Below are 25,930 nucleotides of genomic sequence, written 5' to 3'. Positions count from 1 at the left end.
CCTTCCTTCGTGTGACTCTGCGTAACTTCCGGGCCGTACCAGACGATAAGCAGGCCGGACACGCAGCGTCACCAGGTCCACTTCGGACGGGCAGGGCGAGGAAACGGCATGAAGACCGGCATGAAGACCGGCATGAAGACCGGCATGAAGACCAGGCTGACCGCTCTCGGCATGTGCGCGCTGTTCGCAGCGATGGCCTCGCACGGGGTCGCACGCGCCGACGAGACGCACACCGACGCCCACAACGGGCATCGCGTCTCGCTGATCTCGACGGGGCAGATCGACGACCCGCTGGAGGACGTCCTGGAGCACGCGGCGGTCCTCGGCAGCACCTACGTGCGCAACTGAGAGGTCTCCACGAGACGGTGGCCGGTCAGCTCCGTGTACGCGCGCAACAGCCCGTCGGTCGCCTCGCGACCGGCGGGCTGCAGCGGCTCGCGCACCGGACCGGCCGGCAGGCCCAGCGCGGTGAGCAGCGCCTTCGCGGTCACGGTGCCCGGCAGGCCGGACGCCATCATCAGCTCGGCGAGCGGCAGCGTGCGCTGGTTCAGCGCCGTCGCCCGGGCGTTGTCACCCGCGTCGTACGCGTCCAGTGCCGCCCGCAGCTGCGGAGCGGCGACGTTGGCCACGGTCGACACGAAGCCCGCGCCGCCCACCGCGCGGAGCGGCAGGTTCAGCTCCTCGCAGCCCGAGTAGTAGGCCAGCGAGCTGCGCGCGATGACCTTCGAGCTGCCCAGCAGGTCGTACGCGCAGTCCTTCACCGCGACGATGCGCGGATGCTCCGCGAGCCGCAGCATCGTGTCGGGCTCGACGCGGGTACCGGTGCGGCCGGGGATGTCGTACAGCATCAGGGGGACGCCGACCGAGTCGGCCACCCGGCGGAAATGCGCCTCCACGGCGGCCTGTGGAGGGCGGCTGTAGTACGGGGTGACCACCAGCACGCCGTCCGCTCCCGCCGCCTGCGCGGCCCGCGCCGCTTCGACGGTGTGCCGGGTGTCCGCGGTGCCGACGCCCGCGACGACGGCGGCTCTGCCGCCGACCGCCTGTGCCACTGCCCGGACGAGCGCGGCCTTCTCGTCGTCCGAGGTGGTCGGCGACTCGCCGGTGGTGCCGGAGAGCACCAGACCGTCGCAGCCGCCGTCGACGAGACGCGCTGCCAGCTCCTGAGCGCCGTCGAGATCGAGGGAACCGTCGTCGGCGAAGGGCGTGACCATGGCGCACACCGCGCGGCCGAAGGGAGGAGAGGAGGTCATGCTCGCAGTCTGCGGGCCTGGACCGCTTAGCTCCAGTTAAATCTGCTTCATCTGATCATGAAGCAGTGCTGATGTATCGGCCGTAGTCGGCATGATCGGCACGAGGACGGGGCGACGGGGAGGGAAACGGGATGGCGGAAACGATACGGCGGGCGGCGCCGGCGGCGGTGATGGCGGCCGGCGCGCTGAGCGGCTGCGGTCGCGAGGGGGCCGCCGGGAGCGGCTTCGCCGCGCCGTCGCCGGGCGAGGACCGCGGCCCACTGCGGCTGACCGTCACCCACGACCCCCTGCACCGACGCGGGACGCGAACAGGGGCCGAAGCCGCTGACCCTCGCGCCGGGGCAGAGCGTGAAGTCGGTGCTCAACTGGAACAACCGGGTGACGTCCTTCGACCCCGTGACCGAAGGCGCCTGTCTGGTGGTCACCCCGAAGGAGGGCGAGAGTTCGCAGACGCTGCCGTTCCGGCTGGACATCGGTACATCGGGGGACCTCGACGTCACCGCGTGGGCGCGGGACCTGCTGCGCTGAAGGCCCCGCGCCGCCACGGACACGACCCGGCTACGGGCGGAAACGCAGCACCTGAGGGTCGTGGTCGCTGTTCTGGTCCGCGAACTCCGCGTTGATGTGCACGCTGTCGTAGCTGAAGCGGCGGATCGACGGGCTGGTGAGGATCTGGTCCAGCACCTGGCTGTTGCCCTGGTAGACGTACGAGTAACGCTCAGACCGCGGAAGGGACTTGACCGCCGGATAAAGGGCGCCACCGTCCGTCAGGGCCTGCGTCGTCCGGGAGAACTCGAAGTCGTTGATGTCCCCCAGCACCAGCACGTCCGCCTTGCGGTCGACCGCCAGGATGTCCTTGACGAACGCGTTCACCACCTGCGCCTGCTCCAGGCGCTGCACCTCGGAGGAACGGTTCGGCGGCTGGTGGTGCGAGAGCAGCGACTCGTCGCCGCCCTTCGAACCGAAGTGGTTGGCGATCACGAAGACCGTACGGCCACGGAAGGTGAACTCGCCGGCCAGCGGCTTGCGGCTGTCCTCCCAGGCGTCGCTCGCCGGGGCGATACGGCCCGGGGACAGGGACAGAGCGGCCCGGCGCTCCTCGCGAACGACAGCGGTCGCCGTCGTCGCGTCACCGCCCGCGCGGTCCGTGAAGGAGACCCGCTCCGGGTTGAAGAGGAACACCTGGCGGATGTTGCCGCCGGGCTGGCCGCCGTCCTGGTTGTTCTCCGGGTCGATACCGCGCCACTCGTACGACGGACCACCCGCCGCGACGATCGCGTCCGTGAACTTCTTGACCGTTCCCGCGGCCGACACGGTGCCGTCGTTCTTGGCGCCGGTGTCGTCCTGGATCTCCTCCAGGGCGAGGATGTCCGGCGAGGCCAGGTTCTCGACGACGGCCCTCGCCAGCGCGTCGAACTTCGCCTGCGGGTCGGAGGGGTCCAGGTTCTCCACGTTGTACGTGGCCACCGCCAACTCGCCGTCCCGCTGCGGGCGGGTCTTCTCGCGCTCCAGGCCGCGGTCGTGGACCGTACCGAGGCTGCGGGCGGTGAGCGTGTAGCCGCCGTACTGGTTGAAGTCCAGCGGGCCCTCCGTGACGCCCTCGAGGACGTCACCGACGTTCGCCTTCGGGAAGGGCTGCTGGGCGAGCGGGGTCAGGGACTCGATCTTCAGCCGGCCGGTGTTCTGCGAGTCGTACGAGCCGTAGACGGTACCGCCGCGCCGGTTGTCGTTCTCCCACGGCTTGACCGTCACCCACAGCGCCGCGTACGGGTCGGTCGCCCCGACCACACGCGAGGTGCCGATGCGGATGTTGGCACCCTCGAGCGACTCGTAGTAGTCCAGGGCGTAGGCCCGGGGGGCGAGGGTGAGGCCGTTGATGCTGCCGCCCGCCGCCGGGTCGCCCTCCGGGGCGTACGCGGAGGGCACCGACCACGCGGAGACGGTGACCGGCTCGGGTACCTCGTTGCCGGAGGAGACCACGGTGACGGTGGGCCGCGTGATCTCCGTCAGCGACTGGTTGCCGGAGGACGTGCCGCCGGGGACGTACTCGGTGACCGTTCCGGAGACGGTGACCCGGTCGCCGACCGCGACGGTCGGTGAGGAGCCGGTGTAGACGAAGACGCCCTCGCTGGTGGCCCGGTCGCCGTCGCCCTCGGGGTCCTGGAACCAGAAGCCCCTGGAGCCGTAGGTCCGGACGCCCGTGACGATGCCCGGCACGTCGGCGACCTGACGGCCCACCAGCGGGGATATGCGGGTGCTGCCCTGGATGTCGTGGATCCGGACCTGGGAGGTGTCGGCCGCGGTCGCGGTTCCGCTGGCGGAGTCCGCCGCGGAGGCGCTCGCGGAGCCGGCGAGCAGGCCCGCGGCCAGCGCTGCGGCGACGACGGCCGCGACGGCGGTGGTTCTCGGTACGACGGAGGAAGGCATCAAGGTTCTCCGGAAGTGAGGGATGAGGGGTCCGCGGGCCCCGGTCGAACGGCCCGGCGGGTTCTACGCGCGTCAATCTCTTGGCTGAGCAGGGCACTTGTCAAGAGCCGGCGGGTGTACGGAGGCAGAAGGCCCGATGAACCGGTGGAGCGCGCCGCAGGCCGGGCGGCCGTACCGGGCAGGCGCGGCGAAGCGGCACGAATTGCGTCTACGCTGGGGCCCGTCCAGTCGCCCACAAGGCCGCCCGGATCCGGTACGCCGTGGAGGAGACCCACCAGATGCCCGAAGACCGCCCCACCCTGCCACCGGTACGGCTGCCCTCGGACGCGGAGCTGGCGCGGGACGCGCTGGCCACCCCGCTGCTGGCCCGTGCCGTACGGCTCGCCCGCTGGGCCGACCCGCGGACGAGGGTCGGCGTCGGCGGCGAACTCGTCGACGAGCAGCTGCCGGCCGCGGCCGAGGCGCTGGGTCTGGGCGGGGACGACGACGGCCCCGCGTACGCGAGCGAGGCGTGGCGCGTCGCCGTCGACACCGGACTCGTGGACATCGAAGACGCGGGGGCTTCGGGTTCCGAGTCCGGGGCCGGGTCGGGCTCCGGGTCCGGGTCCGGCTTCGAGCCCGGGGCCGAGACCGGTTCCGGATCGGGCAGCGGCACCGGAGGTGTCGTCGCGGGGGCCAACCTCGCACGCGTCACCGGCGGTTCGCCGCAGGACGTGCTCGGCCTGTGGCAGGACGCCCTGGACGTCGTCTTCGCCGACGCCATCGCCCCCGTGCTCGAGGACATCACCGACGTCATCGGCGACGACGGCGAGATCGACCTCGAAGCGCTGAACTGGGACCCCGAGGCGGAGGCCGCGTTCCTCGAGGGAGTGCTCGGCAACCTCTACCTGCTGACGGTCACCGACGGCGGCGCCGGCGAGGAGTCCGTCCCGCTGCCCGTGCTCGCCGCGTCGATGATCGTCCCCGACGACATGGGCGAGCCGACCGACGACGTGCTGGAGCAGGTCTCGGAGGCGATGATGCGCCTCGACGACCAGTTCCGGCTGCTCGAGCCCGTCGGGCTCGTCCGCTACCACCCGGTGGACGAGGCCCTGATGGCGGAGGAGAGCACCGCCGGCCCTCTCGTCGACGAAGAGGACGTCACCCGGTACGGCATGGTCAGGCTCACTCCGCTGGGGCTCTACGGCGTCAGGGCCCGGCTGCTGGAGGCCGGTGTCGAGGCCCCCGCGGTGGGCGATCTCGCGGACAAGGGCGCGGACGTACTGCTCGACGGGCTCGCCCAGTTCCCCGAGATCTCCGCCCGCGCCGAGACCGAGCAGTGGCTCGCCCGGCGCGCACCCGCCGACGCCGCCCGCGAACTCCTCACCGCGGCGCGCGGCAACGACGAGGGCGCGCCCCTGCGCCGGCTCCACTGCCAGCAGGCGCTCGCCCTCGTCGGCCTGCCCGCGGAGCCCGCCGTGCGCGACGCCCTCGACGACCCGCAGCTGGGCGGCCTCGCCCGCGTCTGGCTCGCGGAACGAGGCACGGGGGACGTGCCGGCGCCGCCCGAGTCGATGATCTTCTGGCTGGCCATCGACACGATCGCCGCGCAGCTCGCGGCGGGCGGCGAGGCCGCGGAGCTCCAGGACCTGGTGGAGGGGCTGGTCGGCCGCCACAGCGGGTTCTTCGACACGGCGTGGCGGGTGGACCACCCGGCGACGGCCGACGTGCTGGAGGCGATGGGGCGGCTGCACCGGGACAAGGCCATGGCGAAGGAGGCGCGCAAGGCGGCCTTCAAGTCCCGCTCGGCTCGCTGACGCTCGCGCCACCCCGGGCCCTGGCGTGGGCCGGGCCTGTGCGGCTTCGCCGGTGGGTGGTTGCGGGGGTCGGGGCCTTTGGAGCGCGGCACCCGGACGCCACGCAACACGGACCGGGCCCCGCCCGAGAAGTACACGGACCGGGCCGAGCCCGAGGAGCGCCCGGACCCGGCCACGCCCGGAAACGTGGACCCGGTCGGCCGCCCGCCCAAGGGCTCAGCGGAGGTGGGACGCGCCGTTGAGGTCCAGGACCGTGCCCGACGACCACTCTGCCTCCGGCGATGCCAGCCACAGGACCGCCGACGCGATCTCGTCCGCAGAGGCGACCCGGCCGAAGGGGCTCTGGGCGCGGATGGCGTCGCCCTCCGGGCCCTTGAGGCGGTCCGCGACGCGTTCCGTTTCGAAGAAGCCCGGCGCGACCGAGGCGACGCCGATGCCGTAGGGCGCCAGGGAGACCGCCAGGGACTGGCCCAGCGCGTGGACCGCCGCCTTCGTCGCGCCGTATGCCGGATGGTCCGGCTCGCCACGGAACGCCCCGCGTGAGCCGATGTTGACGATCCGGCCGCCCGTGCCGTCCGCGATCATGCGCCGCGCGGCGCAATGGCTGAGATTCGCCGTGGCGAGCAGGTTCACGGCAACGTGCCGCTGCCAGATCTCGGCCCACTCCTCGTACGGCGTCTCGGCGAGAGGATGTCGCACGTTGACGGCCGCGTTGTTGACGAGGACGTCGATGCCGCCGAGGCCGGCGACGGCGCGTTCGGCGACGGCCGCCGCGCCGGGCGCGGCGGTCAGGTCGCCGCCCACGAGGACATGGCCCGTGCCGGGCAGTGCCTCGAGGGTGCGGCGGGCCTCTTCCTCGCGGGTGCCGTAGTGGACGGCGACGCGGTCGCCGTTCGCGGCGAAGGCGTGGGCGACGGCGCGGCCGAGGCCCCGGGACGCTCCGCTGATCAGGACGCGGCGTCCCTTGCCGGGGGGATTCATGACAGCGAAGGCCTCTTCCGATGACGTACGGCGTTCAAGTGGCGTTTATACGCTCCCGCCCGGGAGCGGCACATATCGGCCGGCCCGGACGCGCCCCGAAGGGCCTGAAGCGCGCAGGGCACCGCAGTGACCGACCCACTGCGGGGCACTTGGGCGTGGCGTGGTGCGGGGCCGGGGGCGCATACTGAGGGCAATGACAAAGTCAGCCGGTTCCCGGCGCCACCTGCCGTCCAGCCCCTTCAACCGTCCGTCCCTGGAAGAGCCGCCGATCGAGTGCTACGAAGCGGGCGACAGGGTGTCCCACGACCAGTTCGGTCTGGGGAGAGTCCTCGCCGTGGAAGGGGACAACGCCGCTGTGCTTGTCGACTTCTCCGGCAGGCAGGGCCGCATCCTCAGCCCGTTCTCCAAACTGGCCAAACTCTGAGCACGTCCCGTTTGAACAGCCCCTTCGCCGGGGGCGCCCGTCGCACCGTGACGGGCGCCCCCGGCGGACCTTTTCAGAGCGCCTGCGCGGCGGGCTTCACCATGCCGCGCACGGTGCGCGACTTCACGAAGTCGCCCATGGCGGTCATCTCCCACTCGCCGGAGAACTGCTTGATCAGCTTGGCCATCATCACGCCGGTCTGGGGCTCGGCGCCGGTCAGGTCGAAGCGGACCAGCTCCTCTCCCGTGGTGGCGTCCAGCAGCCGGCAGTAGGCCTTGGCGACCTCGGTGAACTTCTGGCCGGAAAAGGAGTTGACGGTGAAGACGAGGCCCGTGGCGTCCGCCGGCAGCCTGCCCAGGTCCACGACGATGACCTCGTCGTCCCCCGCGCCCTCGCCGGTGAGGTTGTCGCCGGAGTGCTTGATGGAGCCGCCCAGGATGGAGAGCTTGCCGAAGTAGCAGCTGTCCAGGTGGTTGCGGCTCGGGCCGTAGGCGATGACGGAGGCGTCGAGGTCGATGTCCTTGCCGCGGAAGGCGGGCTCCCAGCCGAGGCCCATCTTGACCTGGGAGAGCAGCGGACGGCCGCCCTTGACCAGGGACACCGTCTGGTTCTTCTGGAGGTTCACCCGGCCCTTGTCCAGGTTGATCTTGCCGGTGGCGGCCTGGGGCGCGGCGGGGGCGGCCGGCGGCGCGGAGGGCGGCGGCGGGGGCGTCACCGTCCGTGGCGCGGCGGGCGGCGCGGCGGCGACGGGAGGGGCCGCCGGGGCCGCGGGTTCCTCGTCGACGGAGACGCCGAAGTCCGTGGCGATGCCCGCGAGGCCGTTCGCATAGCCCTGGCCGACGGCGCGGGCCTTCCACGCGCCGTTGCGCAGATAGATCTCGACGACGACCAGCGCCGTCTCCGCGCCGAGCTGCGGCGGGGTGAAGGTGGCGAGCGCGCTGCCGTCGTCGCCGTTGCGGATGGTGGCGGTGGGTTCGATGCCCTGGAAGGTCCGGCCGGCCGCGTCCGGGCTGGCCGTCACGACGATCCTCTCGATGCCCGGAGGGACGGCCGCGGTGTCGATCAGGATCGCGTCGGGTGCCGTGCCGCCGCCGGAGCGGTAGGTGACGCCGGGGCCCTGGGGCTGGTTGTAGAAGATGAAGTCGTCGTCGGAGCGCACCTTGCCGTCGGCGGTGAGCAGCAGGCCCGATACGTCGAGCCGCACCGGAGCGGCGACGTCCACCGCCACGCGCGCGGCGGTCAGGGGGATGTTCGAGCCGGGGGTCATAGCTGTCATGACTGGGGTAACGAGCGAGTCCGCTTTACCGTTCCCTTACCGTAGTCACCTGTTACGGGGATGATTTCGCGCCACCCGCTCATTGCCGAATTTGTACGCGCCGGTCCACCGGGCCATGACCAGCTGCGCATCCCCCGCCCCGACCTCCCTCAGGAACTTCTCCGCGCGGCTGCCGCGCAGTGTGCCCGCCGCACGGCCGCGGTGGGTGATGGTGACCGTGCCGTCACCGAGCTGCGTGTAACTGAATCCGAAGGGTTTCGCCATGCCGTCATCCTGGCGGGCCCACGACCGTGCGGCACGCGGATTTCGCCGCAGTGGGACCCGGGGCCCGGGAGGAGGCCGGGCCATCGGTGGGGCGGCCGTCAGTGCGGCCACTGCGGCGGACGGGTCGTGAAGTGGCCGCCGAGGTGGGCGTGGTCCGGATTGTCCGGGGCGAGTTCGCCGTGCTCGGCGATGAGCTTCGCGGCGTACTGCTCGGAGTCGTCCTGCGGTTCGTAGCCGAGCGCCCGCGCGCTCGTGAGGTCCCACCACAGCCGGGTGTTGGCCGACGAGCCGTAGACGATCGAGTGGCCGACGTCCTCGGCGGTGAGGGCGGCGTGGAAGAGCCGGGCTCCGTCGCCGGGGCTCATCCAGACGGACAGCATCCGCACCGAGGTCGGCTCCATGAAACAGGAGCCGATGCGCACCGAGACCGTCTGAAGTCCGTGCCGGTCCCAGTACAGCTGCGCCAAATCCTCACCGAAGCACTTGGACAGTCCGTAGAAGGTGTCGGGCCGGTGGCGGGTCTCGACCGGGATCAGCTCCCCGGGGGCGAAGGGCGCTTCGCCGTCCGGGCGCGGGACATAGCCGACCGCGTGGTTGCTGGAGGCGAAGACCACGCGCCGCACGCCCTCCTCACGCGCGGCCTCGTACAGGTTGTACGTCCCCTCGATGTTGGCGCGCAGGATCTTGTCGAACGACGCCTCCAGGGAGATGCCCGCGAGGTGGATCACCGCGTCGACGCCCCGTACGGCCTCGCGCAGCGCCGCCCGGTCGGCGAGGTCGGCGGTGATCGCGTCCGGCTCACCCTCGATGGGAACGGCGTCGAAGAGGCGCAGCTCGTAGCCGTACGCGGGCAGCAGGCCGCGCATCAGGGTGCCGAGTCCGCCGGCTGCGCCGGTGAGCAGGACGGTACGGGCAGCTGGCATGGGCGGATCTCCTCGAAGTGCTCAGATGCATGGACGACATTCACATGCATGGACACGCTAAGGAGCGGCCCCGGTGTCGTCAAGTGTCGCGTGGATCGGGTGACTCCGGGCCTGGAATGCGGGTTTCCGTCTTGACCGGCGCGACGCGGCTGCCCTAGCGTGAGCGTGTTCAGAGATATGGACATCGATCAGAATTGTGCACGGGCCCGGAGCCCGGAGCACGGCCCAGGGAGCGCCCGTGACCTCAGATCCGCTCGCCGCCCGGCTCACCCGGGTCCAGGGACCGCTGTTCTTCCCCGTCACCGCGTACGGACCGGACGGCGAACTCGCCCTCGACCCCTTCCGCGCGCATGTGAGACGCGGCGTCGACGCCGGCGCGGCCGCCGTCTTCGCCTGCTGCGGCACGGGGGAGTTCCATGCCCTGACCCCCGGCGAGTTCCGCGACTGCGTCGCCGCCGCCGTCGAGGAGACGGCCGGCCGGGTACCGGTCCTCGCGGGCGCGGGGTACGGCACCGCGCTCGCCGAGCAGTACGCCCGGATCGCCGAGCAGGCGGGCGCGGACGGGCTCCTCGCCATGCCGCCCTACCTCGTCGTCCCCGACCAGGCCGGGCTGCTGCGCCACTACACTCGGCTCGCCGCCGCGACGTCCCTGGACGTCATCGTCTACCAGCGCGACAACGCGGTCTTCTCGCCCCGTACCGTCGTCGAACTGGCCAGGGATCCGAAGATCATCGGCCTCAAGGACGGCCACGGCGATCTCGACCTCATGCAGCGGACCGTCAGCGCCGTGCGCCAGGAGCTCCCCGAGCGCGACTTCCTCTACTTCAACGGGCTGCCCACCGCCGAGCTCACCGGACCCGCCTACCGCGGCATCGGCATCACCCTGTACTCCTCCGCCGTCTTCGCCTTCGCCCCGGACATCGCCCTCGCCTTCCACCGCGCGCTCACCACCGGCGACGACAAGACGGTGAACCGCCTCCTCGACGGCTTCTTCGTACCGCTCGTCGAACTGCGCAACCAAGGCCGCGGATACGCCGTGTCGCTCGTCAAGGCCGGCGTACGCCTCGAGGGCCTGGACGTCGGCGAGGTGCGGCCACCGCTGACCGAACCCGCCGGCCGGCACACCGAGGCGCTCGCGGCGCTGATCGAGCAGGGCAGGGCACTGCTGAAGGAGGGCGCGTGAAGGCCGCCGCCTTCCTGTATCCGTGGGACGTCGTGGGCGACCCCGACGCCGCCGCCCGCATCGCGGACCTCGGCGTACGGCAGGTCACCCTCGCCTCCGCGTACCACTCCACGCGCGCCCTGACACCACGCCACCCGCGCCACCGGATCGTCACCGCCGAGTACGCCGCGGTGCTCTACCCGCCCGACGCGGCACGCTGGGCCGGACGCGGACTGCGGCCGTACGCGGCCGGTGAGTGGGCGCCGGGCGACGCGTACGGCGAGGCGGCGGCCACGCTGGAGGCCGCCGGGCTCGACGTCCGCACCTGGGTCGTCCTGGCGCACAACTCCCGCATGGGCGCCGAACACCCGGCCACGTCCGTCGTCAACGCCTACGGCGACCGCTACCCCTGGGCGCCGTGCATCGCGCAGCCCGCTGTGCGGGAGTACCTGGTGTCGCTGGCGGCGGAGGCGGCGGTCCGACCGGGCGCGCGGGGCACCGAGCTGGAGTCCTGCGGCTGGTACGGGGCGGCCCACCTGCACGCCCACGACAAGATCTCGGGCGTCGCTCTCGACGACGCGGCGCAGTACCTGATGTCGCTCTGCTTCTGCCCGTCCTGCCGGGACGGTTACGGGAGGGCGGGCCTCGACCCCGGCCGGCTCGCCGCGTCGGTGCGCGACGCCCTGGAGCCGGTCTGGCACGGCCACGACGCGCCGGTACGGCCGCTCGGGACCGACCAGGCAGAGGCGGTACTGGAGTTCCGTACGCGCACGGCGCGCACACTCCAGGAGTCGGCGGTCGCGGCGGTGCGCGCCGCGGCTCCGGAGGGTTTCCAGGTTCTGCTGCACGCCGATCCAAAGGCCCACCACTGCGGCGCGAACGCCGGCGTGGACCCGGCGCACATCCTGTCGGTCGCCGACGGCGTGGTCGTGCCGTGCACAGGAGGGCCACAGCTGCTGGAGCCGTTCGCGGAACACGCGACGGACGAGACGGTGCTCGCCGCCAACTTCACGGTGGTGACGGGCATGGGCGGCGCGCCCGCCGCCCTCGCGGCGTCCGCCGCGAAGGCGGCCTCCCTCGGCGCGACGGAGCTGCGCCTCTACCACGCGGGCCTGGCCCCGGACGCGGACCTGGCCCTGCTCGGCCCCGCTCTGTCGTAGCCCTGCCCGCCGGCCCTCGCCGTCGCCCCCGCCCCCGGTCCGGGGGCGGGGCCGGCCGTCATCACTTCAGTGCCGCCTCCATCATCCGCTGCGCCACCGGCGCCGCCAGCCCGTTGCCGCTGACCTCCGAGCGCTCCGCGCCCGAGTCCTCGATCAGCACCGCGACGGCGACCTCCTTGCCGGTGTCCGGATCCTTGGCGTACGAGGTGAACCAGGCGTACGGCGTCTTGCTGTTGTTCTCGCCGTGCTGGGCGGTGCCCGTCTTGCCGCCGACCTCGAGACCGGGGATCTGCGCGTTCGATCCCGTACCGTCCTCGACCACCGTCACCATCGCGCTGCGCAGCTGCTCGGCCGTGCCGGACGACACGATCCGCTTCGAGTCGGCGTTCTCGTAGGACTGGAGCGTGTCGCCGTCCGCAGAGACCACCTCGGAGACCATGTGCGGTGACACCAGGACGCCGTCATTGGCGAGGGCGGCCGACACCAGGGACATCTGCAGCGGGGTCGCGGTCACGTCGAACTGGCCGATCCCCGTCAGCGCGGTGGACGAGGCGTTCATCCCGAACGGATAGACACTCGCCGATGCCCGGACCGGCACGTCCTGCTTCTCGTCGTTGAAGCCGAACTTCTCCGCCATCGCCCGCAGCTTGTCCTGCCCCAGGTCGACGGCCATCTTGCCGAAGACGTTGTTGCACGAGTACTGCAGCGCGGTGCGGATCGTGGCGTTCTCGCAGGGGGCGGACGGGTTCTCGTTCTCCAGGTCGGTGACCGTGCCGGGCAGCCGGTACGGGTCGGGGCTGTCGGTCCGCTCGTCGACGGACGCGTACAGGCCGTCCTCCAGCGCGGCCGCCGCCACGACCAGCTTGAACGTCGAGCCCGGCGGCAGCGGCTGCCGCAGCGCCCGGTTGAGCAGCGGCTTGTCCTTGTCGTCGAGCAGCTTCTGCCATGCCTCGCCGTCCGTCGTGCCGCTGATCGCCGACGGGTCGTACGACGGGGTGCTGACCATGCCGAGGATCTCCCCGGTCTTCGGGTCGACGGCGACCGCGGCACCCTTCTTGTCGCCGAGCGCCTCGAATCCGGCCTTCTGGACGGCCGGGTCGATCGTCGTCAGCACGTCACCCGGTTCCTGCTGCGCGCGGGTGAGCATGTCCAGCGGGTTCTTCAGACGGATGTCGGTGCCGTCGAGGACGCCGGAGTAGATGCCCTCCAGCTGGGTCGCTCCGTACGCCTGGGAGCTGTAGCCGGTGACGGCCGCGTACAGCGGGCCGTCGGTGTAGGTGCGCTTGTAGGCAAGGTCCCCTCCCTCTGTCCTTTCCGAGCCGGTGACCGCCGAACCGGCCACGACGATGTCGCCCGGCGGCTGCGCGTACCGCGCGATGACCTTCCGCCGGTTGTGGTCGTTGTCCGTGAGGTCCGCCGCCTCGTAGGCCTGCACCCAGGTCGCCTGCGCCAGCAGCGCGAGGACCAGCAGCAGACTGAAGACGGCGGCACGCCTGATCGTCTTGTTCATCCCGCACGAGGGACGAGCGGCGGGCCGCGGTTCGTTCCCGTACGCCCGTTTTCTCAGGACTTCCTCATCTGCGGCGAAACGCCCGTCCGGCCGTCCCGGTCAGCGGGGCGAGACGTAGCCCGACTCGTACGCCGCGATCACCGCCTGTGTACGGTCGCGTGCTCCGATCTTGGCGAGCACCGCCGCGACGTGGGTCTTCGTCGTCGCCGGGCCCACGCCCATCCGGCCGGCGATCTCCGCGTTCGTCAGCCCGGTGGTCATCAGCCGCAGCACCTCCGCCTCCCGCTCCGTCAGCCGTGCCACCCACCGCGGCGCGGCCGCGGACCGGGTACGGCCGTAGGCGGCGGCGAGCGAGCGCACGGCCGACGGGAACAGCAGCGAGTCGCTGCGGGCCACCAGCCGCACCGCCTGCACCAGTTCCTCGGCCGCGGCCCGCTTCAGCAGGAAACCCGCGGCTCCGGCGCACAGCGCGTCGTACACGTACGAGTCGTTCTCGAACGTCGTCACGACGACGATCCGCGGCGGCGCGTCCATCGTGGCGAGGATCTGCTCGGTGGCCCGGATACCGTCCACCTCCGGCATGCGTACGTCCATCAGCACCACGTCCGGGCGCAGCTCCCGCACCACCGAGACCGCCTCAGCGCCCGTCGCCGCCTCGCCGACGACCTCCAGGCCGGGCTCGGCCTCGAGGATCACGCGCAGCGCGGTGCGGACCATGCGCTCGTCGTCGGCGACGGCGACCCGGACCGTGCTCATCGGCGTCCCTCCAGCGGCAGCCGGGCGGACAGCCGCCAGATCCCTTCCCGCGGCCCCGCCTCGGCCAGGCCGCCGAGCAGCGTGGCCCGCTCGGCGACACCGCGCAGCCCGCGGCCGCCTCCGGGGCGCACCACCGGGGCCTGTTCGGGCAGCGGGTTCTCCATCCTGATCTCCAACTCCTCGTCGCGTGCGGCGATCCACAGTGTCACCGGCGAAGCCCCGGCATGGCGAAGGACATTGCTCAGCCCTTCCTGGACGATCCGGTACGCCTCGCGGGAGACGGGTGCCGGCACGGCCGTGAGCGGCCCCTCCGTGTGCAGCGACACCCGGACGCCGCTGCGGGACAGCAGTCCGTCCAGCGTGCCGAGCGTCGGACCGCCGGGACGCTCCGCGCCGTCGACGTCCTGACGCAACAGGCCGAGCACGGCGTCCAGTTCACCCACCGTGCGCCGGGTGGTCTCCTCGATGGCGGCCAGCGCCTCCCGTACGAACTCCACGTCGCTGTCCCGGTCGCTGTCCAGCACCCTGCGGGCCGCGCCCGCCTGGAGGGCGACGGCGGACAGCGCGTGGCCCACGGAGTCGTGCAGCTCGCGGGCGAGGCGGTTGCGTTCCGCGAGTTCCGTCGCCCGCCGCTCCGCAGCGGCCAGCCGGTCGGCGGGAGTGGGCCCCAGCAGCACCTGCGCCCAGCGGGCCAGCAGCGCCCCGGCGGCGGCGGACACGGCCGCGAGAGCCAGCAGCAGCGCGGTCCCCGCGAGCGGCAGGAGCACCCACGACCAGACGGAGGGCTCGATCCGCAGATAGTTCCGCACCCCCGGGAACAGCGGCACGGCGATCAGTGCGACGGCGAACGGCGGCAGCGCGAGGGACGTGCCGCTGACCAGCGCCCCGACCCCCATGTGGAGGGTGCACCAGCCCGCTGTGCGCACCCGTCCGGCCCGGGTGCGCGCGTGTCCGTCGGCGAGCCGCTCGCCGGGAATCCCGCACAGGGCGCGGGCGACGGCCACCGACAGCCGCCTGGCCGTCGGGAACAGCCCGGCGACGGCGGCGAGCGGCAGAGCGACGCCGTACGCACCGAACAGGAACGCCGGCGAGCGCGACCACATGTCCTGCTCGCCCGTCAGCGGCCCCAGGGCCACCGTGCCGACCAGCCAGAACGGCATCAACAGTGCGCCGCCGAGTACCAGATGGACCCAGCGCAGCCTCGCCCGCCGGCCGAACAGCGCCCGGCCGGCGGCCTGCCACCCCGTGCCGGACCGCATCCGGCCCTCGGCCGGCCTCCTTGGACCGGACATCGTCACGCGCCGCGCCTGCGCAGCAAGGAGGCCATGGCGCAGGTGAGCAGCAGACCGGAGACCATTTCCCCGGAGTAGGTGAGCACCAGCAGCGCGGAGGGGCCCTCCGCCCCGTCGGACTCGGGCATGAGCGAGGCGAGCAGCATCCACCCGCCCCAGGCGCCCATCGCACTCGCCCCGACCCAGGCCATCGTCAGCGGCGGACGTACGGGCAGGGCCGGTCGCGGCCGGAAGGCGAGCAGCAGCACGCCGGTGACGGCGACGGCCACGAAGGCGATCCGGGAGCCCTCCAGCAGGTAGAAGTCAGTGGTGCGCTGTGCGACCCGGTCCGCCCGGAGGGCGGTCGTCGAACCGGCGGCCCACAGCACGTGCATGGTCACGGGGAAGAGCGCCAGCAGCGAGCCCGCGACGGCGGTCGTCCGCATGAAGGGGCCCGTCGCACGGGACGGCAGGTCCCACACCCTGCCCCGCAGCCGATGACCCCAGCGCTCCTTGGCGTACAGCACGAACAACGCGCCCAGCGCGAGGCCCTGGAGGATGAAGCCGCCGTAGACCACGTTGAACACCCAGTTGTGGAGGAACGGCTCGTCGCCCGCCTCCTGCATCCTGGTGCCGCCGAGGGCGACGCCGGCCAGCTGCAGCGGGAAGCCGACCATGATCGGCGCGAGCAGTCCGGTCGCGGCCCAGATCGGCACGGCCAGCAGCCAGGCCCGCACCCGTTGCCCCCACGGCCGGGTGAGGAGCAGCGCCAGTACGACGACGGCCGCGTCCATCAGCACCGTGACGCTGTTGGCGACGGCCATCAGCACGCGGTGGTCCAGGAGGCTGCTGTCCTCGGGAATGCCGACGCGGCTGCCGGCGATCCACGCGATCTTCAGCGAGAGATACGGCACGCAGGCCGCGATCGCGACGGCACGCAGCGCGGACCTGACGGGGCGGGGCTGTGGGGAGAGGCCGGACTGGGCCGTGGTCGTTGTCATGCTCTCACCCTCCCGCCCCACCCACCGGGCCCACGTCCTGCCGCACGACGATCCGTCTCCGCCACGCGGGGGAGGGGCGGCGGGGCAACTCACCCACGCAGCGTCAGCAGGACCTCGTCGGTCTCCGCGCCCCGTGCGTTCGCGAACCCCCGGTCCCGCCCCGTCACCACGAAGCCGCACTTCTCCAGCACCCGGATCGACCCCGCGTTGTCCGCCGCCGCACGCGCGTGCAGCGGGCGCACGGGCACCACCTCCAGCAGCGCCCGCAGCGCCGACGTGGCGATGCCGCGCCCCCAGTGCGCCCGGTCGACGAAGTACGTCACCTCCCGCTCCTGCGGCGGCCCGTACACCGCGGCGTGGCCGACCACGATCCCGTCGGCGACCACCGTCCGCAGCACCGCGTCGGACGCGCGGATCCGCGCCCAGTGCGCGTCGAACGCGGCCCGGTCGGTGGGGTCCTCGCTGGTGAAGGCGGCCATCCGGTTGGACTCGGGGTCGCTCATGTGCCTGAAGAAGACGGGCAGGTCACCGTCCTGGACCTCGCGCAGCACGACGTCCATGTTCAGAGCCTCCGGGTCGCGAGCGTGAGGCGGTCACGGGCGTCGAACAGCGCGTCCTTGATCATCTGCTCGTGGGCCGGGGTCAGCCGGGCCACCGGCACCGAGCAGCTGATCGCGTCGCGCGCCGGCGTCCGGTAGGGGATGGCGATGCCGAAGCAGCGCAGCCCGAGGGTGTTCTCCTCACGGTCCACGGCGTAGCCCTGCTCGCGGACGAGGTGCAGCTCCTCGATGAGCTTCTCCCGGTCGGTGATGGTGTGTTCCGTCAGCGGCGCGAGCGTCTCCGGCAGCATCTTGCGCACCTGCTCGTCGCTGTAGGTGGCGAGCAGGGCCTTCCCGAGCGACGTGGAGTGCGCGGGCAGCCGCCGCCCCACCCGGGTGAAGGGGCGCAGATAGTGCTGCGACTGCCGGGTCGCCAGGTACACCACGTTCGTGCCGTCGAGCCGCGCGAGGTGGATGGTCTCGGTGGTGTCGTCGGAGAGCCGGTCCAGCGTGGGCCTCGCGGCGGCCACGACCTCGTCGCCGTCGATGTACGACGTGCCCACCAGCAGGGCGCGCACCCCGATGCCGTACCTCGTCCCCGTCGCGTCCGTCTCCACCCAGCCCAGCTCCACGAGGGTGCGCAGCAGCATGTACAGGCTGGACTTGGGGTAGCCGACGGCCTCCTGGACAGCGGCGAGAGAGTGCATGCCGGGCCGCCCGGCGAAGTACTCGAGCAACTCGACCGTCCGCACCGCGGACTTGACCTGTGCTCCACCGGAATCGGCGACTGACATTGCTCTACGCCCCTTCTTGACCGCGCGGAACGCCCGGAAATAGAGTCCCCAGAAATTCACCACCAGGAACACCGTTCAGAATACCGAACGAACCCTGGTGGGTGGCAGAGACCGGAAGGAAGCCGCGGTGGCAGCAGCACCAGTCTGGAGTGTCGACCCCCGAACCGGGAAGCAGCGCGAACAGGTTGGGGTGGAGTCCACAGCGGAAGACGTGGACGCGGCGGTACGGGCCGCCGACGGGGCCCGTGCCTCGCTGGCCGACCGGACCGTGCGTGCCGGTTTTCTCCGTACCGCTGCGCGGTTGCTGGAGGAGGCTGGGGACGGGCTTGTCTCGGTGGCGGATGCGGAGACGGCGTTGGGGCCGGTGCGGTTGTCGGGTGAGCTGGCGCGGACGTGTTACCAGTTGCGGGCGTTCGCGGGGGTGGTGGAGGAGGGGGCGTTCCTGGGGGTGATCATCGATCATCCCGATGGGGGTGCGGTTCCGCCGGTGCCGGATCTGCGTCGTTACAAGGTGCCGTTGGGGGTGGTGGCCGTGTATGCGGCGTCGAACTTCCCGTTCGCGTTCTCGGTGCCGGGCGGGGACACGGCCAGTGCGCTGGCGGCGGGCTGTCCGGTGGTGGTCAAGGCGCATCCGGATCATCCGGCGACGTCGGAGCGGGTCGCGGCGGTGCTGCGGCGGGCGGCCGCCGAGCACGGTGTTGCGGAGAGTGTGATCGGTCTGGTGCACGGTTTCGAGGCGGGGGTGGAGCTGGTGCGTCATCCGCTGGTCGCGGCGGCCGGGTTCACCGGGTCGGTGCGCGGCGGGCGGGCCCTGTTCGACGCGGCGGCGGCCCGGCCGGTGCCGATCCCCTTCCACGGCGAGCTGGGTTCCCTCAACCCGGTCGTGGTGAGCGAGGCGGCCGCCGCGGAACGCGCCGAGGAGATCGGCACGGGCCTGGCGGGGTCGATGACGCTGGGCACGGGGCAGTTCTGCGTCAAGCCGGGCCTGGTCCTGGCCCCGTCGGGCGACGACGGCGACCGCCTGGTCAAGGCCCTGGCCGACGCCGTCGCCGGCACCGGCGACGGTGTGCTGCTCGACCACCGGATGCGGGACAACTTCGTCGCGGGTGTCGCCGAGCGCACGGCCCTGGCCGACGTCGACGCCCCGGTCGCCCCCGGCGCCGGCTCCGAGCACACCGTCACCCCCGGCTTCCTCACCGTGCCCGCCGCCCGCCTCGCGGGCGACGGCCCGCACACCCTCCTCCTCGAGGAGTGCTTCGGCCCCGTCACCGTCGTCGCCCGCTACGACGGCGACGACGAGGTCACCGCCGTCCTCGACCGCCTCCCCGGCAACCTCACCGCCACCGTCCACCTGTCCACCACGGAAACCGACGGCACCCCCCACGCCACCGACCTCCTCGCCCGCCTCACCCCCCTCGCCGGACGCATCCTCGTCAACGCCTGGCCCACCGGCGTCGCCGTCGCCCCCGCCCAGCACCACGGCGGCCCCTACCCCGCCACCACCTCCACCTCCACCTCCGTCGGCACCACCGCCATCGAACGCTGGCTACGCCCCGTCACCTACCAGAACACCCCCCACGCACTGCTCCCAGCGGAGCTCCGCGACGACAACCCGCACGGACTTCCACGGCAGGTCGACGGCCAACTGCAACACTGACCCGCATGGAATTGAAGCTGCCCGACCTCCCCTTCCCCCTGCGGGCGTACGGTCCCGAGGCCGACTGGTCCTACGAGGACGGTGTGCTGACCGCCTGGGCGGGCCCGCGCCAGGACCGTTTCGTCCCGCCGACGGGCCACGCCCTCGAACCGGCCTCCGACGCGCCCCGTCTGCTCGGCGCCCCGGAGGGTGACTTCCAGCTGATCGCCCGCGTGAAGGTCGGCTTCGCCGCCGCCTTCGACGCGGGCGTGCTGTACCTGCACGTCACCGAGCAGGAGTGGGCCAAGCTCTGCCTGGAGCTCTCCCCGGACCGGCCCACGGTGTGCACGGTCGTCACCCGCGGCCACTCCGACGACGCCAACTCCTTCACGGTGGACGGCGACAGCGTCTGGCTGCGCATCAGCCGCACGGGGAAGGCGTTCGCGTTCCACGCGTCCACCGACGGCGAGCACTGGACCTTCGTCCGCATCTTCACGCTCGGCGACGAGGACCGGGCCGGCGCGGCACTCGTCGGCTTCATGGCCCAGTCCCCGGTCGGCGAGGGCTGCGTGGTCTCCTTCGACCGGATCGAGTACCGCGACAACTGGCCGGAGGGTCTGCGCGACGGCTCCTGACGCCACCACCGGCGGCCCCGGCCGGGCGCCGGCTCAGGCGGACGGCAGGACCGGTGGACGCCCCGTCGTCCAGACGGCCTCGACCGACATCCGGCTGATCCGCCAGCCCTCGTCGGTGCGCCGCAGCTCCGTGTCGTAGCGCCCGCCGACGGTGAACAGCGGGTCGGGGTCCTCGTGGTGGACATGCACCATCAGCGCGTTCCACGAGGCGTGGGCCGTGCCCGACGCCTCGTCGATGTCGGTCAGGAGGTCGGAGGACATGTGCTGCGTACGGGCGAACCGCCCGATGGCCTCCTCGGTGCCCCGCACGGCCGCCGGGCCCTCGTACACGCCGACCGGCGCGACCATGCGCACGTCGTCGGTGACGTAGCCGTCGGCCCAGCCGGGCGCGAACTTCCGCTCGTCCAGGGCACGGAAGAACCGGCTGACGAGCAGGGCGATCTCGGTGTGATCCGTCTGTGTGGTCATGCCGACGAGCGTTCACCCTCAACCGCGCTTGAGGTCAAGGGCGGTCGGCGCCGCCCGCCGGAACCGCCACCGCCCGGTGCGCGTCTCCTCCCGCATGATCAGAACCGCCACCGCCGCCGACCTCGACGCCGTCGCCGCCCTCCACGCGGAGGCCCGCGCCACGTACTACCGGGGCCACATCCCCGACGACGCCTTCGACAGCCCGGCCGAGCACGCCCGCACCCGGTCCGGCTGGGAGAAGGCGATCGGCCGCGGCGCGGTGCTGTGCGCGATACGCGACGGGGCAGTCGCCGGCGTGGCCGCCTTCGGCGAGCGGGAGGGCGCCATGACCCTGACGCAGCTCCATGTCGCCCCCGCGCACTGGCGCTCCGGTGTCGGGAGCGAACTGCACACGGCGGTCGTCCTGGCCTGGCAGCGGGCGGGGGTGACCCACGCCCGCCTGGAGGTCTTCGAGAAGAACACGCGCGCACAGGCCTTCTACACCCACCACGGCTGGTACCCGGACCCCGAAGAACCGCACACCGGCAACCACCTGAACCTCCGCTTCGTGGTCCCGCCCGCCGCGTAGGCGGGTGCCTACGACCAGAACTCGTCGTACTCCGAGGGCTCGGCCCAGAACTCCGAGCCCTCGACGATCCTGTCGTTCCGGATGCGGAAGTCGATGACGCAGTCCATGTCCAGCCGCTTGCCCGCCCGCTCGGCGGTGGCGTGCAGCAGTGCGACGGTGTGGTCGTCGTTCGCGAGGACGTCACGGAGCTGTGGGCGGTACGTGCCGCCCGACAGCTCGAAGTCCATCGCGAACATCGCGAACATCGCGAACATCGCGAACATGGCGTCCCGGCCCGGTGGCGGCCCGCCATCGGGCTCCGTCCGCCGAGCCGCCACACCACATCCGGGTCGAACACCTCGGCCAGCGCGTCCATGTCACCCGACGAGAAGGCCTCCATGGCCCGCCGGAATACTGCGATGTGCGGATGCTCAGCCATGAACGTCTCCCGGGGTGCGATGCGCGGCGGCTTCCCGCTGCTCCGTCGAACCTGGCCCGGCGGCCACCGGCCGGCCGGGTTTTCCCGGGCGGGTGCGCACCAGGGGCGGGGGACCGGCCGCCGCTCCGCGGCGCGGGCCCTCCGGCATGCCGGGCGGGACACCGCCGCGGTCCGGGAATGACCCGCCGGGCGTGGGCGTTCCCCTCCTCGGCGGAGGCTGCCTCCGCGCCTGCCCCGCACCCGTACGACCTGGAGTGATGAAGAAGCATGCGCGTCGAGATCTGGTCCGACATCGTCTGTCCCTGGTGCTACATCGGCAAGGCCCGTTTCGAGGAGGGCCTGAAGGCCTTCGCGCACCGCGACGAGATCGAGGTCGTGCACCGCTCCTTCGAACTTGACCCGGACCGCGCCACGCGCGACACCGTTCCGGTCGTCGACATGCTCGCGAAGAAGTACGGCCGCACCCGCGAGGAGGCGCAGGCGATGGAGGAGCACGTCGCCTCCACCGCGCGCTCCGCGGGGCTGGAGTACCGCAGCGAGGGCCGCGACCACGGCAACACCTTCGACATGCACCGGCTGCTGCACCTGGCCAAGGCCCACGGCCTCCAGGACGAGCTGCTCGCCCTCCTGTACCGGGCGAACTTCGCCGAGGAGACGTCGGTCTTCGACCCCGAGGTGCTGGTCGCGCTCGCGGTGCGGGCCGGGCTCGACGAGCAGGAGGCGCGCCGGGTCCTCGACGACGAGGCCGCCTACGCCGACGACGTGCGCGCCGATGAGCGGGAGGCCGCCGAGCTGGGCGCGACCGGCGTCCCGTTCTTCGTGATCGACCGGCGGTACGGGGTCTCCGGCGGGCAGCCCGCGGAGCTGTTCACGCAGGCGCTCGAGCAGGCGTGGCAGGGCCGCGCGATCACTCCCCTCGGCGGCGGCGACGCGGCGGCGTGCGACGCCGACGGCGCCTGCGAGGTCCCGGCCGCAGCCGCCGGGGCTACGGTGAACTCGTAAGCGAAGCTGAACGGTTCCGTCCAGCAAGGCGTGATTGACCCTCCGGCCACCCGGCCGCAGGGTGGTGCCATGGAGATCTCGAAGCCGCTCATCGATGCCGAGTTCGCGCCACGCACCACGTATCTGAACACCGCGGTCTACGGACTGCTGCCCCGCCGGTCGATCCGCGCCGTCACGGCCCTCGCCGAGGAGCTCGGCGAGGGCCGGGCCGGCGGCCCCGGGAACTTCTCCGCGGTGACCGCCGCCCGGCGGTCCTTCGCCCGCCTGGCCGGAGTGGACGAGGACCGGGTGGCCGTCGGCGGCTCGGTCTCCACGCATGTGGGCCTGATCGCGGCCTCGCTCCCGCCGGGCGCGGAAGTGCTCTCTCCGGAGGGCGAGTTCACCTCGCTCGTCACACCGTTCTCCGTCCGCGACGACCTCAAGCGGCGCTACGTCCCGCTGGACGAGCTCGCAGAGGCGGTGCGCCCGGGCACGGCGCTCGTCGCCTTCTCCTCCGTGCAGTCCGCGGACGGCCGGGTCGCCGACCTCGCGGCCGTACGGGCGGCCGCGGCGGCCCACGGGGCCCGTACGCTCCTCGACGCCAGTCAGTCGGCGGGCTGGCTGCCCCTGGCCGCGGGGGACTGGGACTTCACCGTCACGGCCGGCTACAAGTTCCTGCTCTGCCCGCGCGGTGTGTCGTTCCTGACGGTGACGGAGGAGGCGCAGGAGTCGCTGCCTGCCCTCCACGCCGGCACCGTCTCCGCCGAACGGCCGTGGCAGGACGACACCCTGTACGGCCCGATCGCCGAACTCGCCCGTTCCGCCCGCCGGTACGACGAGACCCCGGCCTACCTGCCGTACCACGGTGCGGAGCAGTCGCTGGCGCTGCTGGAGGAATGCGGCATCGAGGCCCTGCACGCCCACGGCACCGCGCTGGCCGCGCGGTTCAGGGCCGCCCTCAGGGAGCACGGCCACGAGCCGGTGCCCGGCGACTCGGCGACGGTGGCGATCCCCGGACTCGGCGACCGTGCGCCCGAGCTGGGCCGGGCCGGGGTCCTGGTCTCCGGCCGGGCGGGCAACCTGCGCGTCGCCTTCCACCTCTACAACTCGCCCGCCGACGTCGACCGGATCCTGGAGCGACTCGTGGGCTGACCCCGGCAATGGCATCGGGGGCCGGTCCGGCGGATCAGACCCGGACCGGCCCTCGGGCCCCGGTCTCAATCCAGCTCGTCGGCAAGCACCTGCCCAACCGCATCGCGATGGCACCGATGACCCGCAGCCGTGCCCACGGCGCCGGTCTGACGCCGACGCCCTCCGTCGTGGAGTACTACCGCCAGCGCACCTCCGCCGGCCTGATCATCACCGAGGGCACCCAGCCCTCCGTCGTCGGTCAGGGCTATCCCGACACCCCGGGGCTCCACAGCGACGAGCAGGTCGCTGCCTGGCGCAAGGTCACCGACGCCGTGCACGCCGAAGGCGGCACCATCTTCGCCCAGCTCATGCATGCCGGCCGGATCGGTCACCCGGTCCTGCTGCCCGACGGCCTCGTCCCGGTCGGTGCGTCCGCCGTCGCCGCGAAGGGGCAGGTCTACACGCACGAGGGCCCCAAGGACTTCGTCACGCCCCGGGAGCTGAGCCCCGAGGAGATCAGGGCGACCGTCCAGGACTTCGTGTTCGCCGCCCGTAACGCGATCGCGGCGGGCTTCGACGGCGTCGAACTGCACGGCGCCAACGGCTACCTCATCCACCAGTTCCTCGCGCCCAACAGCAACACCCGAACCGACGAGTGGGGCGGACCGGCCGAGAACCGGATCCGTTTCGCCGCAGAGGTCACCGAGGCGGTCGCCGCAGCGATCGGAGCCGAGCGCACCGCCCTGCGGATCTCGCCCGGCAACCCGTACAACGACATCGACGAGCCGGAGGCCGCCTACACCGCGCTCGTCCAGCGGCTGGAGCCGCTCGGCCTCGGCTATCTGCACATCCTCGAGGCGGCCCCCGAGCTGCGCGAGCTCACCCAGGCGCTGCGCAAGCTGTTCTCCGGGACGATCGTCCTCAACGCGGCGCCCCGACGGTCCGACCGGCCCCGAGGCGCTGACCCTCGTCGAGGACGGCGTCGCCGACGTGATCTCGTACGGCGCACTGTTCATCGCCAACTCGGACCTGCCCGCCCGGCTGCGGGCGGGCGGCCCCTTCAACACCCCGGACCCGGCGTCGCTCTTCGGCGGCGGCGACGAGGGCTTCATCGACTACCCGGCCCTCACCGGCTGACAGCGGCGCGCCGCGCACAGCCACGCGCAAGGGCCGGTCTCCCCGAGGAGACCGGCCCTTGCGCGTGAGGAATCGGGACGTGCCGCCCCTGCTACCGCACGGGTGTGAAGTCCCGTGCCCCGATGAAGTCGGGCCGCGGCACCGGCGCCGCGAAGGGCTCGACGGCGGCGTTCTCCACGCTGTTGAAGACGATGAAGACGTTGCTGCGCGGGTACGGCGTGATGTTGTCACCCGAACCGTGCATGCAGTTGCAGTCGAACCAGGTCGCCGAACCGGCCCTGCCGGTGAAGAGGCGGATGCCGTGGTCGTCGGCGAAGCGCGTCAGCGCCTCGTCGGACGGCGTGCCGGCGTCCTGCATCTGCAGCGACTTCTTGTAGTTGTCCTTCGGCGTCTCGCCCGCGCAGCCCAGGAACGTCTTGTGCGACCCCGGCATGATCATCAGACCGCCGTTGGTGTCGAAGTTCTCGGTCAGCGCGATCGAGACGGAGACGGTCCGCATGTTCGGCAGGCCGTCCTCCGCGTGCCACGTCTCGAAGTCCGAGTGCCAGTAGAAGCCCGAGGCGCCGAAGCCCGGCTTCACATTGATCCGGGACTGGTGGACGTACACGTCGGAACCGAGGATCTGCCGGGCCCTGCCCACCACACGCTCGTCGCGCACCAGCGAGGCGAAGACCTCGCTGATCCTGTGGACCTCGAAGACCGACCGCACGTCCTGGGACTTCGGCTCGATGATCGAGCGCTCGTCGGCGCGCACCTTCGGGTCGCTGATCAGCCGCTCCAGCTCGGAGCGGTAGAGAGCGACCTCGTCGTCCCCGATCAGCTGGTCGACGGTGAGGAAGCCGTCCCGCTCGAAGCCCATGAGGTCGGAGGTGGCGATCGGACCGGGGGCTCCCGGTGCCGACCAGACGACCGGGTCCTTGCGCGGGGTCAGCACCTCACTGGCGCCACGCGTCGGGTACAGGTCGGTGCGTGCAGGTGCGGTGGTCATTCCTCAGCCCTCCTCGGTCAGCAGCGGGTAGACGCCGTTTTCGTCATGGTCCTCCCGTCCTGTGACGGGCGGATTGAAGACGCAGACGCAACGGAAGTCGGTCTTGGGGCGCATTGTGTGCTTCTCGTGCCCGTCCAGCAGATACATCGTGCCGGGTTCGATCCAGTGGGTCTCGCCCGTCTCGTCGTTGGTAAGTTCGGCCTCGCCCTCGACGCAGAGCACGGCCTCGATGTGGTTCGCGTACCACATCGACGTCTCCGTACCCGCGTACAGCACGGTCTCGTGGAGCGAGAAGCCGACCTTCTCCTTGGCGAGCACGATGCGCTTGCTCTCCCAGGTGCCGGAAGCGGACTTCACATGGCGCTCGGTGTTCTCGATGTCCTTGAACGATCGGACGATCACGGTGGTTCTTTACCTCTCGGTCGCAGGTG

General features: G+C 72.1%; 26 protein-coding genes and 2 pseudogenes. 12 read left to right on the top strand and 16 right to left on the bottom strand.

Annotation, left to right across the window (positions count from 1 at the left end):
• Positions 1–144: 144 nt before the first annotated feature.
• On the top strand, positions 145–348 hold the full coding sequence (locus OGH68_RS08255; RefSeq protein ID WP_264249970.1) for a hypothetical protein: 204 nt from the start codon (positions 145–147) through the stop codon (positions 346–348).
• Here the strand turns inward: OGH68_RS08255 and dapA are convergent.
• Positions 333–1,253, bottom strand: coding sequence for a 4-hydroxy-tetrahydrodipicolinate synthase (gene dapA, locus OGH68_RS08250; RefSeq protein ID WP_264242679.1), 921 nt, complete (start codon positions 1,251–1,253; stop codon positions 333–335). The genes OGH68_RS08255 and dapA overlap by 16 nt on opposite strands.
• A 306-nt stretch (positions 1,254–1,559) precedes the next feature.
• On the opposite strand from dapA, the pseudogene OGH68_RS08245 reads away from it, so the two are divergent.
• A pseudogene (locus OGH68_RS08245) lies at positions 1,560–1,781 on the top strand (DUF4232 domain-containing protein); the annotation flags it as partial.
• 30 nt (positions 1,782–1,811) lie between these two features.
• Here OGH68_RS08245 and OGH68_RS08240 read toward each other — a convergent pair.
• The gene (locus OGH68_RS08240; protein WP_264242678.1) at positions 1,812–3,680 is read right to left on the bottom strand and encodes an endonuclease/exonuclease/phosphatase family protein; all 1,869 of its coding nucleotides are present in this window, start codon (positions 3,678–3,680) and stop codon (positions 1,812–1,814) included.
• A 278-nt stretch (positions 3,681–3,958) separates the two neighbouring features.
• On the opposite strand from OGH68_RS08240, the gene OGH68_RS08235 reads away from it, so the two are divergent.
• Positions 3,959–5,476, top strand: coding sequence for a hypothetical protein (locus OGH68_RS08235; protein ID WP_264242676.1), 1,518 nt, complete (start codon positions 3,959–3,961; stop codon positions 5,474–5,476).
• A gap of 216 nt (positions 5,477–5,692) precedes the next feature.
• On the opposite strand, the gene OGH68_RS08230 is transcribed toward OGH68_RS08235, so the two are convergent.
• Positions 5,693–6,457: an SDR family NAD(P)-dependent oxidoreductase gene (locus OGH68_RS08230; protein WP_264242675.1), complete on the bottom strand. Its 765-nt coding sequence runs from the start codon at positions 6,455–6,457 to the stop codon at positions 5,693–5,695.
• A gap of 193 nt (positions 6,458–6,650) precedes the next feature.
• Here OGH68_RS08230 and OGH68_RS08225 point away from each other — a divergent pair, with 193 nt between their 5' ends.
• The gene (locus OGH68_RS08225) at positions 6,651–6,881 is read left to right on the top strand and encodes a hypothetical protein (RefSeq protein WP_264242674.1); all 231 of its coding nucleotides are present in this window, start codon (positions 6,651–6,653) and stop codon (positions 6,879–6,881) included.
• A 73-nt stretch (positions 6,882–6,954) separates the two neighbouring features.
• Here the strand turns inward: OGH68_RS08225 and OGH68_RS08220 are convergent, their stop codons facing one another.
• The 3 genes from OGH68_RS08220 to OGH68_RS08210 all read right to left on the bottom strand — a co-directional run bounded on the left by OGH68_RS08220 (position 6,955) and on the right by OGH68_RS08210 (position 9,344).
• A complete protein-coding gene (locus OGH68_RS08220; RefSeq protein ID WP_264242673.1) occupies positions 6,955–8,157 on the bottom strand; it encodes a TerD family protein in 1,203 nt (400 codons plus the stop codon).
• Positions 8,158–8,202: 45 nt separating this feature from the next.
• Complete coding sequence (locus OGH68_RS08215; protein ID WP_264242672.1) at positions 8,203–8,421, bottom strand: hypothetical protein; 219 nt, start codon at positions 8,419–8,421, stop codon at positions 8,203–8,205.
• A 98-nt stretch (positions 8,422–8,519) separates the two neighbouring features.
• A complete protein-coding gene (locus tag OGH68_RS08210) occupies positions 8,520–9,344 on the bottom strand; it encodes an NAD-dependent epimerase/dehydratase family protein (RefSeq protein WP_264242671.1) in 825 nt (274 codons plus the stop codon).
• 238 nt (positions 9,345–9,582) lie between these two features.
• Between OGH68_RS08210 and OGH68_RS08205 the strand changes: the two genes are divergently transcribed.
• Entirely contained in the window at positions 9,583–10,527 is a 945-nt protein-coding gene (locus tag OGH68_RS08205; protein WP_264242670.1) for a 5-dehydro-4-deoxyglucarate dehydratase, read from the top strand.
• Entirely contained in the window at positions 10,524–11,666 is a 1,143-nt protein-coding gene (locus OGH68_RS08200) for a hypothetical protein (protein WP_264242669.1), read from the top strand. Before OGH68_RS08205 ends, OGH68_RS08200 begins: the two co-directional genes overlap by 4 nt.
• A gap of 61 nt (positions 11,667–11,727) precedes the next feature.
• On the opposite strand, the gene OGH68_RS08195 is transcribed toward OGH68_RS08200, so the two are convergent.
• From OGH68_RS08195 to OGH68_RS08170, 6 genes are all read right to left on the bottom strand, one after another.
• The gene (locus OGH68_RS08195) at positions 11,728–13,176 is read right to left on the bottom strand and encodes a peptidoglycan D,D-transpeptidase FtsI family protein (RefSeq protein WP_264242667.1); all 1,449 of its coding nucleotides are present in this window, start codon (positions 13,174–13,176) and stop codon (positions 11,728–11,730) included.
• A gap of 99 nt (positions 13,177–13,275) precedes the next feature.
• Positions 13,276–13,932, bottom strand: coding sequence for a response regulator transcription factor (locus tag OGH68_RS08190; RefSeq protein WP_264242666.1), 657 nt, complete (start codon positions 13,930–13,932; stop codon positions 13,276–13,278).
• Positions 13,929–15,191, bottom strand: coding sequence for a sensor histidine kinase (locus OGH68_RS08185; protein WP_264249969.1), 1,263 nt, complete (start codon positions 15,189–15,191; stop codon positions 13,929–13,931). Before OGH68_RS08185 ends, OGH68_RS08190 begins: the two co-directional genes overlap by 4 nt.
• Before the next feature lie 35 nt (positions 15,192–15,226).
• The gene (locus OGH68_RS08180; protein ID WP_264242665.1) at positions 15,227–16,204 is read right to left on the bottom strand and encodes a hypothetical protein; all 978 of its coding nucleotides are present in this window, start codon (positions 16,202–16,204) and stop codon (positions 15,227–15,229) included.
• A gap of 89 nt (positions 16,205–16,293) precedes the next feature.
• Entirely contained in the window at positions 16,294–16,764 is a 471-nt protein-coding gene (locus OGH68_RS08175; RefSeq protein ID WP_264242664.1) for a GNAT family N-acetyltransferase, read from the bottom strand.
• Positions 16,765–16,766: 2 nt separating this feature from the next.
• Positions 16,767–17,537 (bottom strand): IclR family transcriptional regulator, encoded by a 771-nt coding sequence (locus tag OGH68_RS08170; protein ID WP_264242663.1) that lies wholly within the window; start codon positions 17,535–17,537, stop codon positions 16,767–16,769.
• Between the two features lie 127 nt (positions 17,538–17,664).
• On the opposite strand from OGH68_RS08170, the gene OGH68_RS08165 reads away from it, so the two are divergent.
• Together OGH68_RS08165 and OGH68_RS08160 are read left to right on the top strand one after the other, a co-directional pair.
• Positions 17,665–19,194, top strand: a complete 1,530-nt coding sequence (locus OGH68_RS08165) for an aldehyde dehydrogenase (NADP(+)) (protein WP_264242662.1) — start codon at positions 17,665–17,667, stop codon at positions 19,192–19,194.
• Between the two features lie 5 nt (positions 19,195–19,199).
• Positions 19,200–19,808 carry a DUF1349 domain-containing protein gene (locus tag OGH68_RS08160; protein ID WP_264242661.1) on the top strand — a complete coding sequence of 203 codons (609 nt, stop codon included), beginning with the start codon at positions 19,200–19,202 and terminating at the stop codon, positions 19,806–19,808.
• A 33-nt stretch (positions 19,809–19,841) separates the two neighbouring features.
• Here the strand turns inward: OGH68_RS08160 and OGH68_RS08155 are convergent, their stop codons facing one another.
• Positions 19,842–20,276: a nuclear transport factor 2 family protein gene (locus OGH68_RS08155; RefSeq protein WP_264242660.1), complete on the bottom strand. Its 435-nt coding sequence runs from the start codon at positions 20,274–20,276 to the stop codon at positions 19,842–19,844.
• A 94-nt stretch (positions 20,277–20,370) separates the two neighbouring features.
• On the opposite strand from OGH68_RS08155, the gene OGH68_RS08150 reads away from it, so the two are divergent.
• Positions 20,371–20,844 (top strand): GNAT family N-acetyltransferase, encoded by a 474-nt coding sequence (locus OGH68_RS08150; protein WP_264242659.1) that lies wholly within the window; start codon positions 20,371–20,373, stop codon positions 20,842–20,844.
• An 8-nt stretch (positions 20,845–20,852) separates the two neighbouring features.
• Here the strand turns inward: OGH68_RS08150 and OGH68_RS08145 are convergent, their stop codons facing one another.
• Positions 20,853–21,107 carry a hypothetical protein gene (locus tag OGH68_RS08145; protein ID WP_264242658.1) on the bottom strand — a complete coding sequence of 85 codons (255 nt, stop codon included), beginning with the start codon at positions 21,105–21,107 and terminating at the stop codon, positions 20,853–20,855.
• 422 nt (positions 21,108–21,529) lie between these two features.
• Here OGH68_RS08145 and OGH68_RS08140 point away from each other — a divergent pair, with 422 nt between their 5' ends.
• The 3 genes and pseudogenes from OGH68_RS08140 (at position 21,530) to OGH68_RS08130 (ending at position 24,511) form a co-directional block, all read left to right on the top strand.
• Positions 21,530–22,264: a DsbA family oxidoreductase gene (locus OGH68_RS08140; protein WP_264242657.1), complete on the top strand. Its 735-nt coding sequence runs from the start codon at positions 21,530–21,532 to the stop codon at positions 22,262–22,264.
• A 69-nt stretch (positions 22,265–22,333) separates the two neighbouring features.
• Positions 22,334–23,395, top strand: coding sequence for an aminotransferase class V-fold PLP-dependent enzyme (locus OGH68_RS08135; RefSeq protein WP_264242656.1), 1,062 nt, complete (start codon positions 22,334–22,336; stop codon positions 23,393–23,395).
• A 116-nt stretch (positions 23,396–23,511) separates the two neighbouring features.
• Positions 23,512–24,511: pseudogene (locus OGH68_RS08130) on the top strand (alkene reductase).
• A 91-nt stretch (positions 24,512–24,602) separates the two neighbouring features.
• Here OGH68_RS08130 and thpD read toward each other — a convergent pair.
• Both thpD and OGH68_RS08120 read right to left on the bottom strand, forming a co-directional pair.
• Entirely contained in the window at positions 24,603–25,499 is an 897-nt protein-coding gene (gene thpD / locus OGH68_RS08125; RefSeq protein ID WP_264242655.1) for an ectoine hydroxylase, read from the bottom strand.
• 3 nt (positions 25,500–25,502) lie between these two features.
• Positions 25,503–25,901, bottom strand: a complete 399-nt coding sequence (locus OGH68_RS08120; RefSeq protein ID WP_005319062.1) for an ectoine synthase — start codon at positions 25,899–25,901, stop codon at positions 25,503–25,505.
• Between the last annotated feature and the right edge of the window lie 29 nt (positions 25,902–25,930).

Origin of the sequence: Streptomyces peucetius (genome assembly GCF_025854275.1) — a bacterium.
GTDB lineage: Bacteria > Actinomycetota > Actinomycetes > Streptomycetales > Streptomycetaceae > Streptomyces > Streptomyces peucetius_A.
Note: the sequence above shows the minus strand (reverse complement) of the source record. Positions and strands in the feature narration are given on the sequence as shown.

Excerpts from the sequence above, each read along its gene's own strand:
- OGH68_RS08255 (WP_264249970.1), top strand. The coding sequence starts at position 145 with ATGAAGACCAGGCTGACCGCTCTCGGCATGTGCGCGCTGTTCGCAGCG.
- dapA (WP_264242679.1), bottom strand. The coding sequence starts at position 1,253 with ATGACCTCCTCTCCTCCCTTCGGCCGCGCGGTGTGCGCCATGGTCACG.
- OGH68_RS08240 (WP_264242678.1), bottom strand. The coding sequence starts at position 3,680 with ATGCCTTCCTCCGTCGTACCGAGAACCACCGCCGTCGCGGCCGTCGTC.
- OGH68_RS08235 (WP_264242676.1), top strand. The coding sequence starts at position 3,959 with ATGCCCGAAGACCGCCCCACCCTGCCACCGGTACGGCTGCCCTCGGAC.
- OGH68_RS08230 (WP_264242675.1), bottom strand. The coding sequence starts at position 6,457 with ATGAATCCCCCCGGCAAGGGACGCCGCGTCCTGATCAGCGGAGCGTCC.
- OGH68_RS08225 (WP_264242674.1), top strand. The coding sequence starts at position 6,651 with ATGACAAAGTCAGCCGGTTCCCGGCGCCACCTGCCGTCCAGCCCCTTC.
- OGH68_RS08220 (WP_264242673.1), bottom strand. The coding sequence starts at position 8,157 with ATGACAGCTATGACCCCCGGCTCGAACATCCCCCTGACCGCCGCGCGC.
- OGH68_RS08215 (WP_264242672.1), bottom strand. The coding sequence starts at position 8,421 with ATGGCGAAACCCTTCGGATTCAGTTACACGCAGCTCGGTGACGGCACG.
- OGH68_RS08210 (WP_264242671.1), bottom strand. The coding sequence starts at position 9,344 with ATGCCAGCTGCCCGTACCGTCCTGCTCACCGGCGCAGCCGGCGGACTC.
- OGH68_RS08195 (WP_264242667.1), bottom strand. The coding sequence starts at position 13,176 with ATGAACAAGACGATCAGGCGTGCCGCCGTCTTCAGTCTGCTGCTGGTC.
- OGH68_RS08190 (WP_264242666.1), bottom strand. The coding sequence starts at position 13,932 with ATGAGCACGGTCCGGGTCGCCGTCGCCGACGACGAGCGCATGGTCCGC.
- OGH68_RS08185 (WP_264249969.1), bottom strand. The coding sequence starts at position 15,191 with ATGCGGTCCGGCACGGGGTGGCAGGCCGCCGGCCGGGCGCTGTTCGGC.
- OGH68_RS08180 (WP_264242665.1), bottom strand. The coding sequence starts at position 16,204 with ATGACAACGACCACGGCCCAGTCCGGCCTCTCCCCACAGCCCCGCCCC.
- OGH68_RS08175 (WP_264242664.1), bottom strand. The coding sequence starts at position 16,764 with ATGGACGTCGTGCTGCGCGAGGTCCAGGACGGTGACCTGCCCGTCTTC.
- OGH68_RS08170 (WP_264242663.1), bottom strand. The coding sequence starts at position 17,537 with ATGTCAGTCGCCGATTCCGGTGGAGCACAGGTCAAGTCCGCGGTGCGG.
- OGH68_RS08160 (WP_264242661.1), top strand. The coding sequence starts at position 19,200 with ATGGAATTGAAGCTGCCCGACCTCCCCTTCCCCCTGCGGGCGTACGGT.
- OGH68_RS08155 (WP_264242660.1), bottom strand. The coding sequence starts at position 20,276 with ATGACCACACAGACGGATCACACCGAGATCGCCCTGCTCGTCAGCCGG.
- OGH68_RS08150 (WP_264242659.1), top strand. The coding sequence starts at position 20,371 with ATGATCAGAACCGCCACCGCCGCCGACCTCGACGCCGTCGCCGCCCTC.
- OGH68_RS08145 (WP_264242658.1), bottom strand. The coding sequence starts at position 21,107 with ATGTTCGCGATGTTCGCGATGTTCGCGATGTTCGCGATGGACTTCGAG.
- OGH68_RS08140 (WP_264242657.1), top strand. The coding sequence starts at position 21,530 with ATGCGCGTCGAGATCTGGTCCGACATCGTCTGTCCCTGGTGCTACATC.
- OGH68_RS08135 (WP_264242656.1), top strand. The coding sequence starts at position 22,334 with ATGGAGATCTCGAAGCCGCTCATCGATGCCGAGTTCGCGCCACGCACC.
- thpD (WP_264242655.1), bottom strand. The coding sequence starts at position 25,499 with ATGACCACCGCACCTGCACGCACCGACCTGTACCCGACGCGTGGCGCC.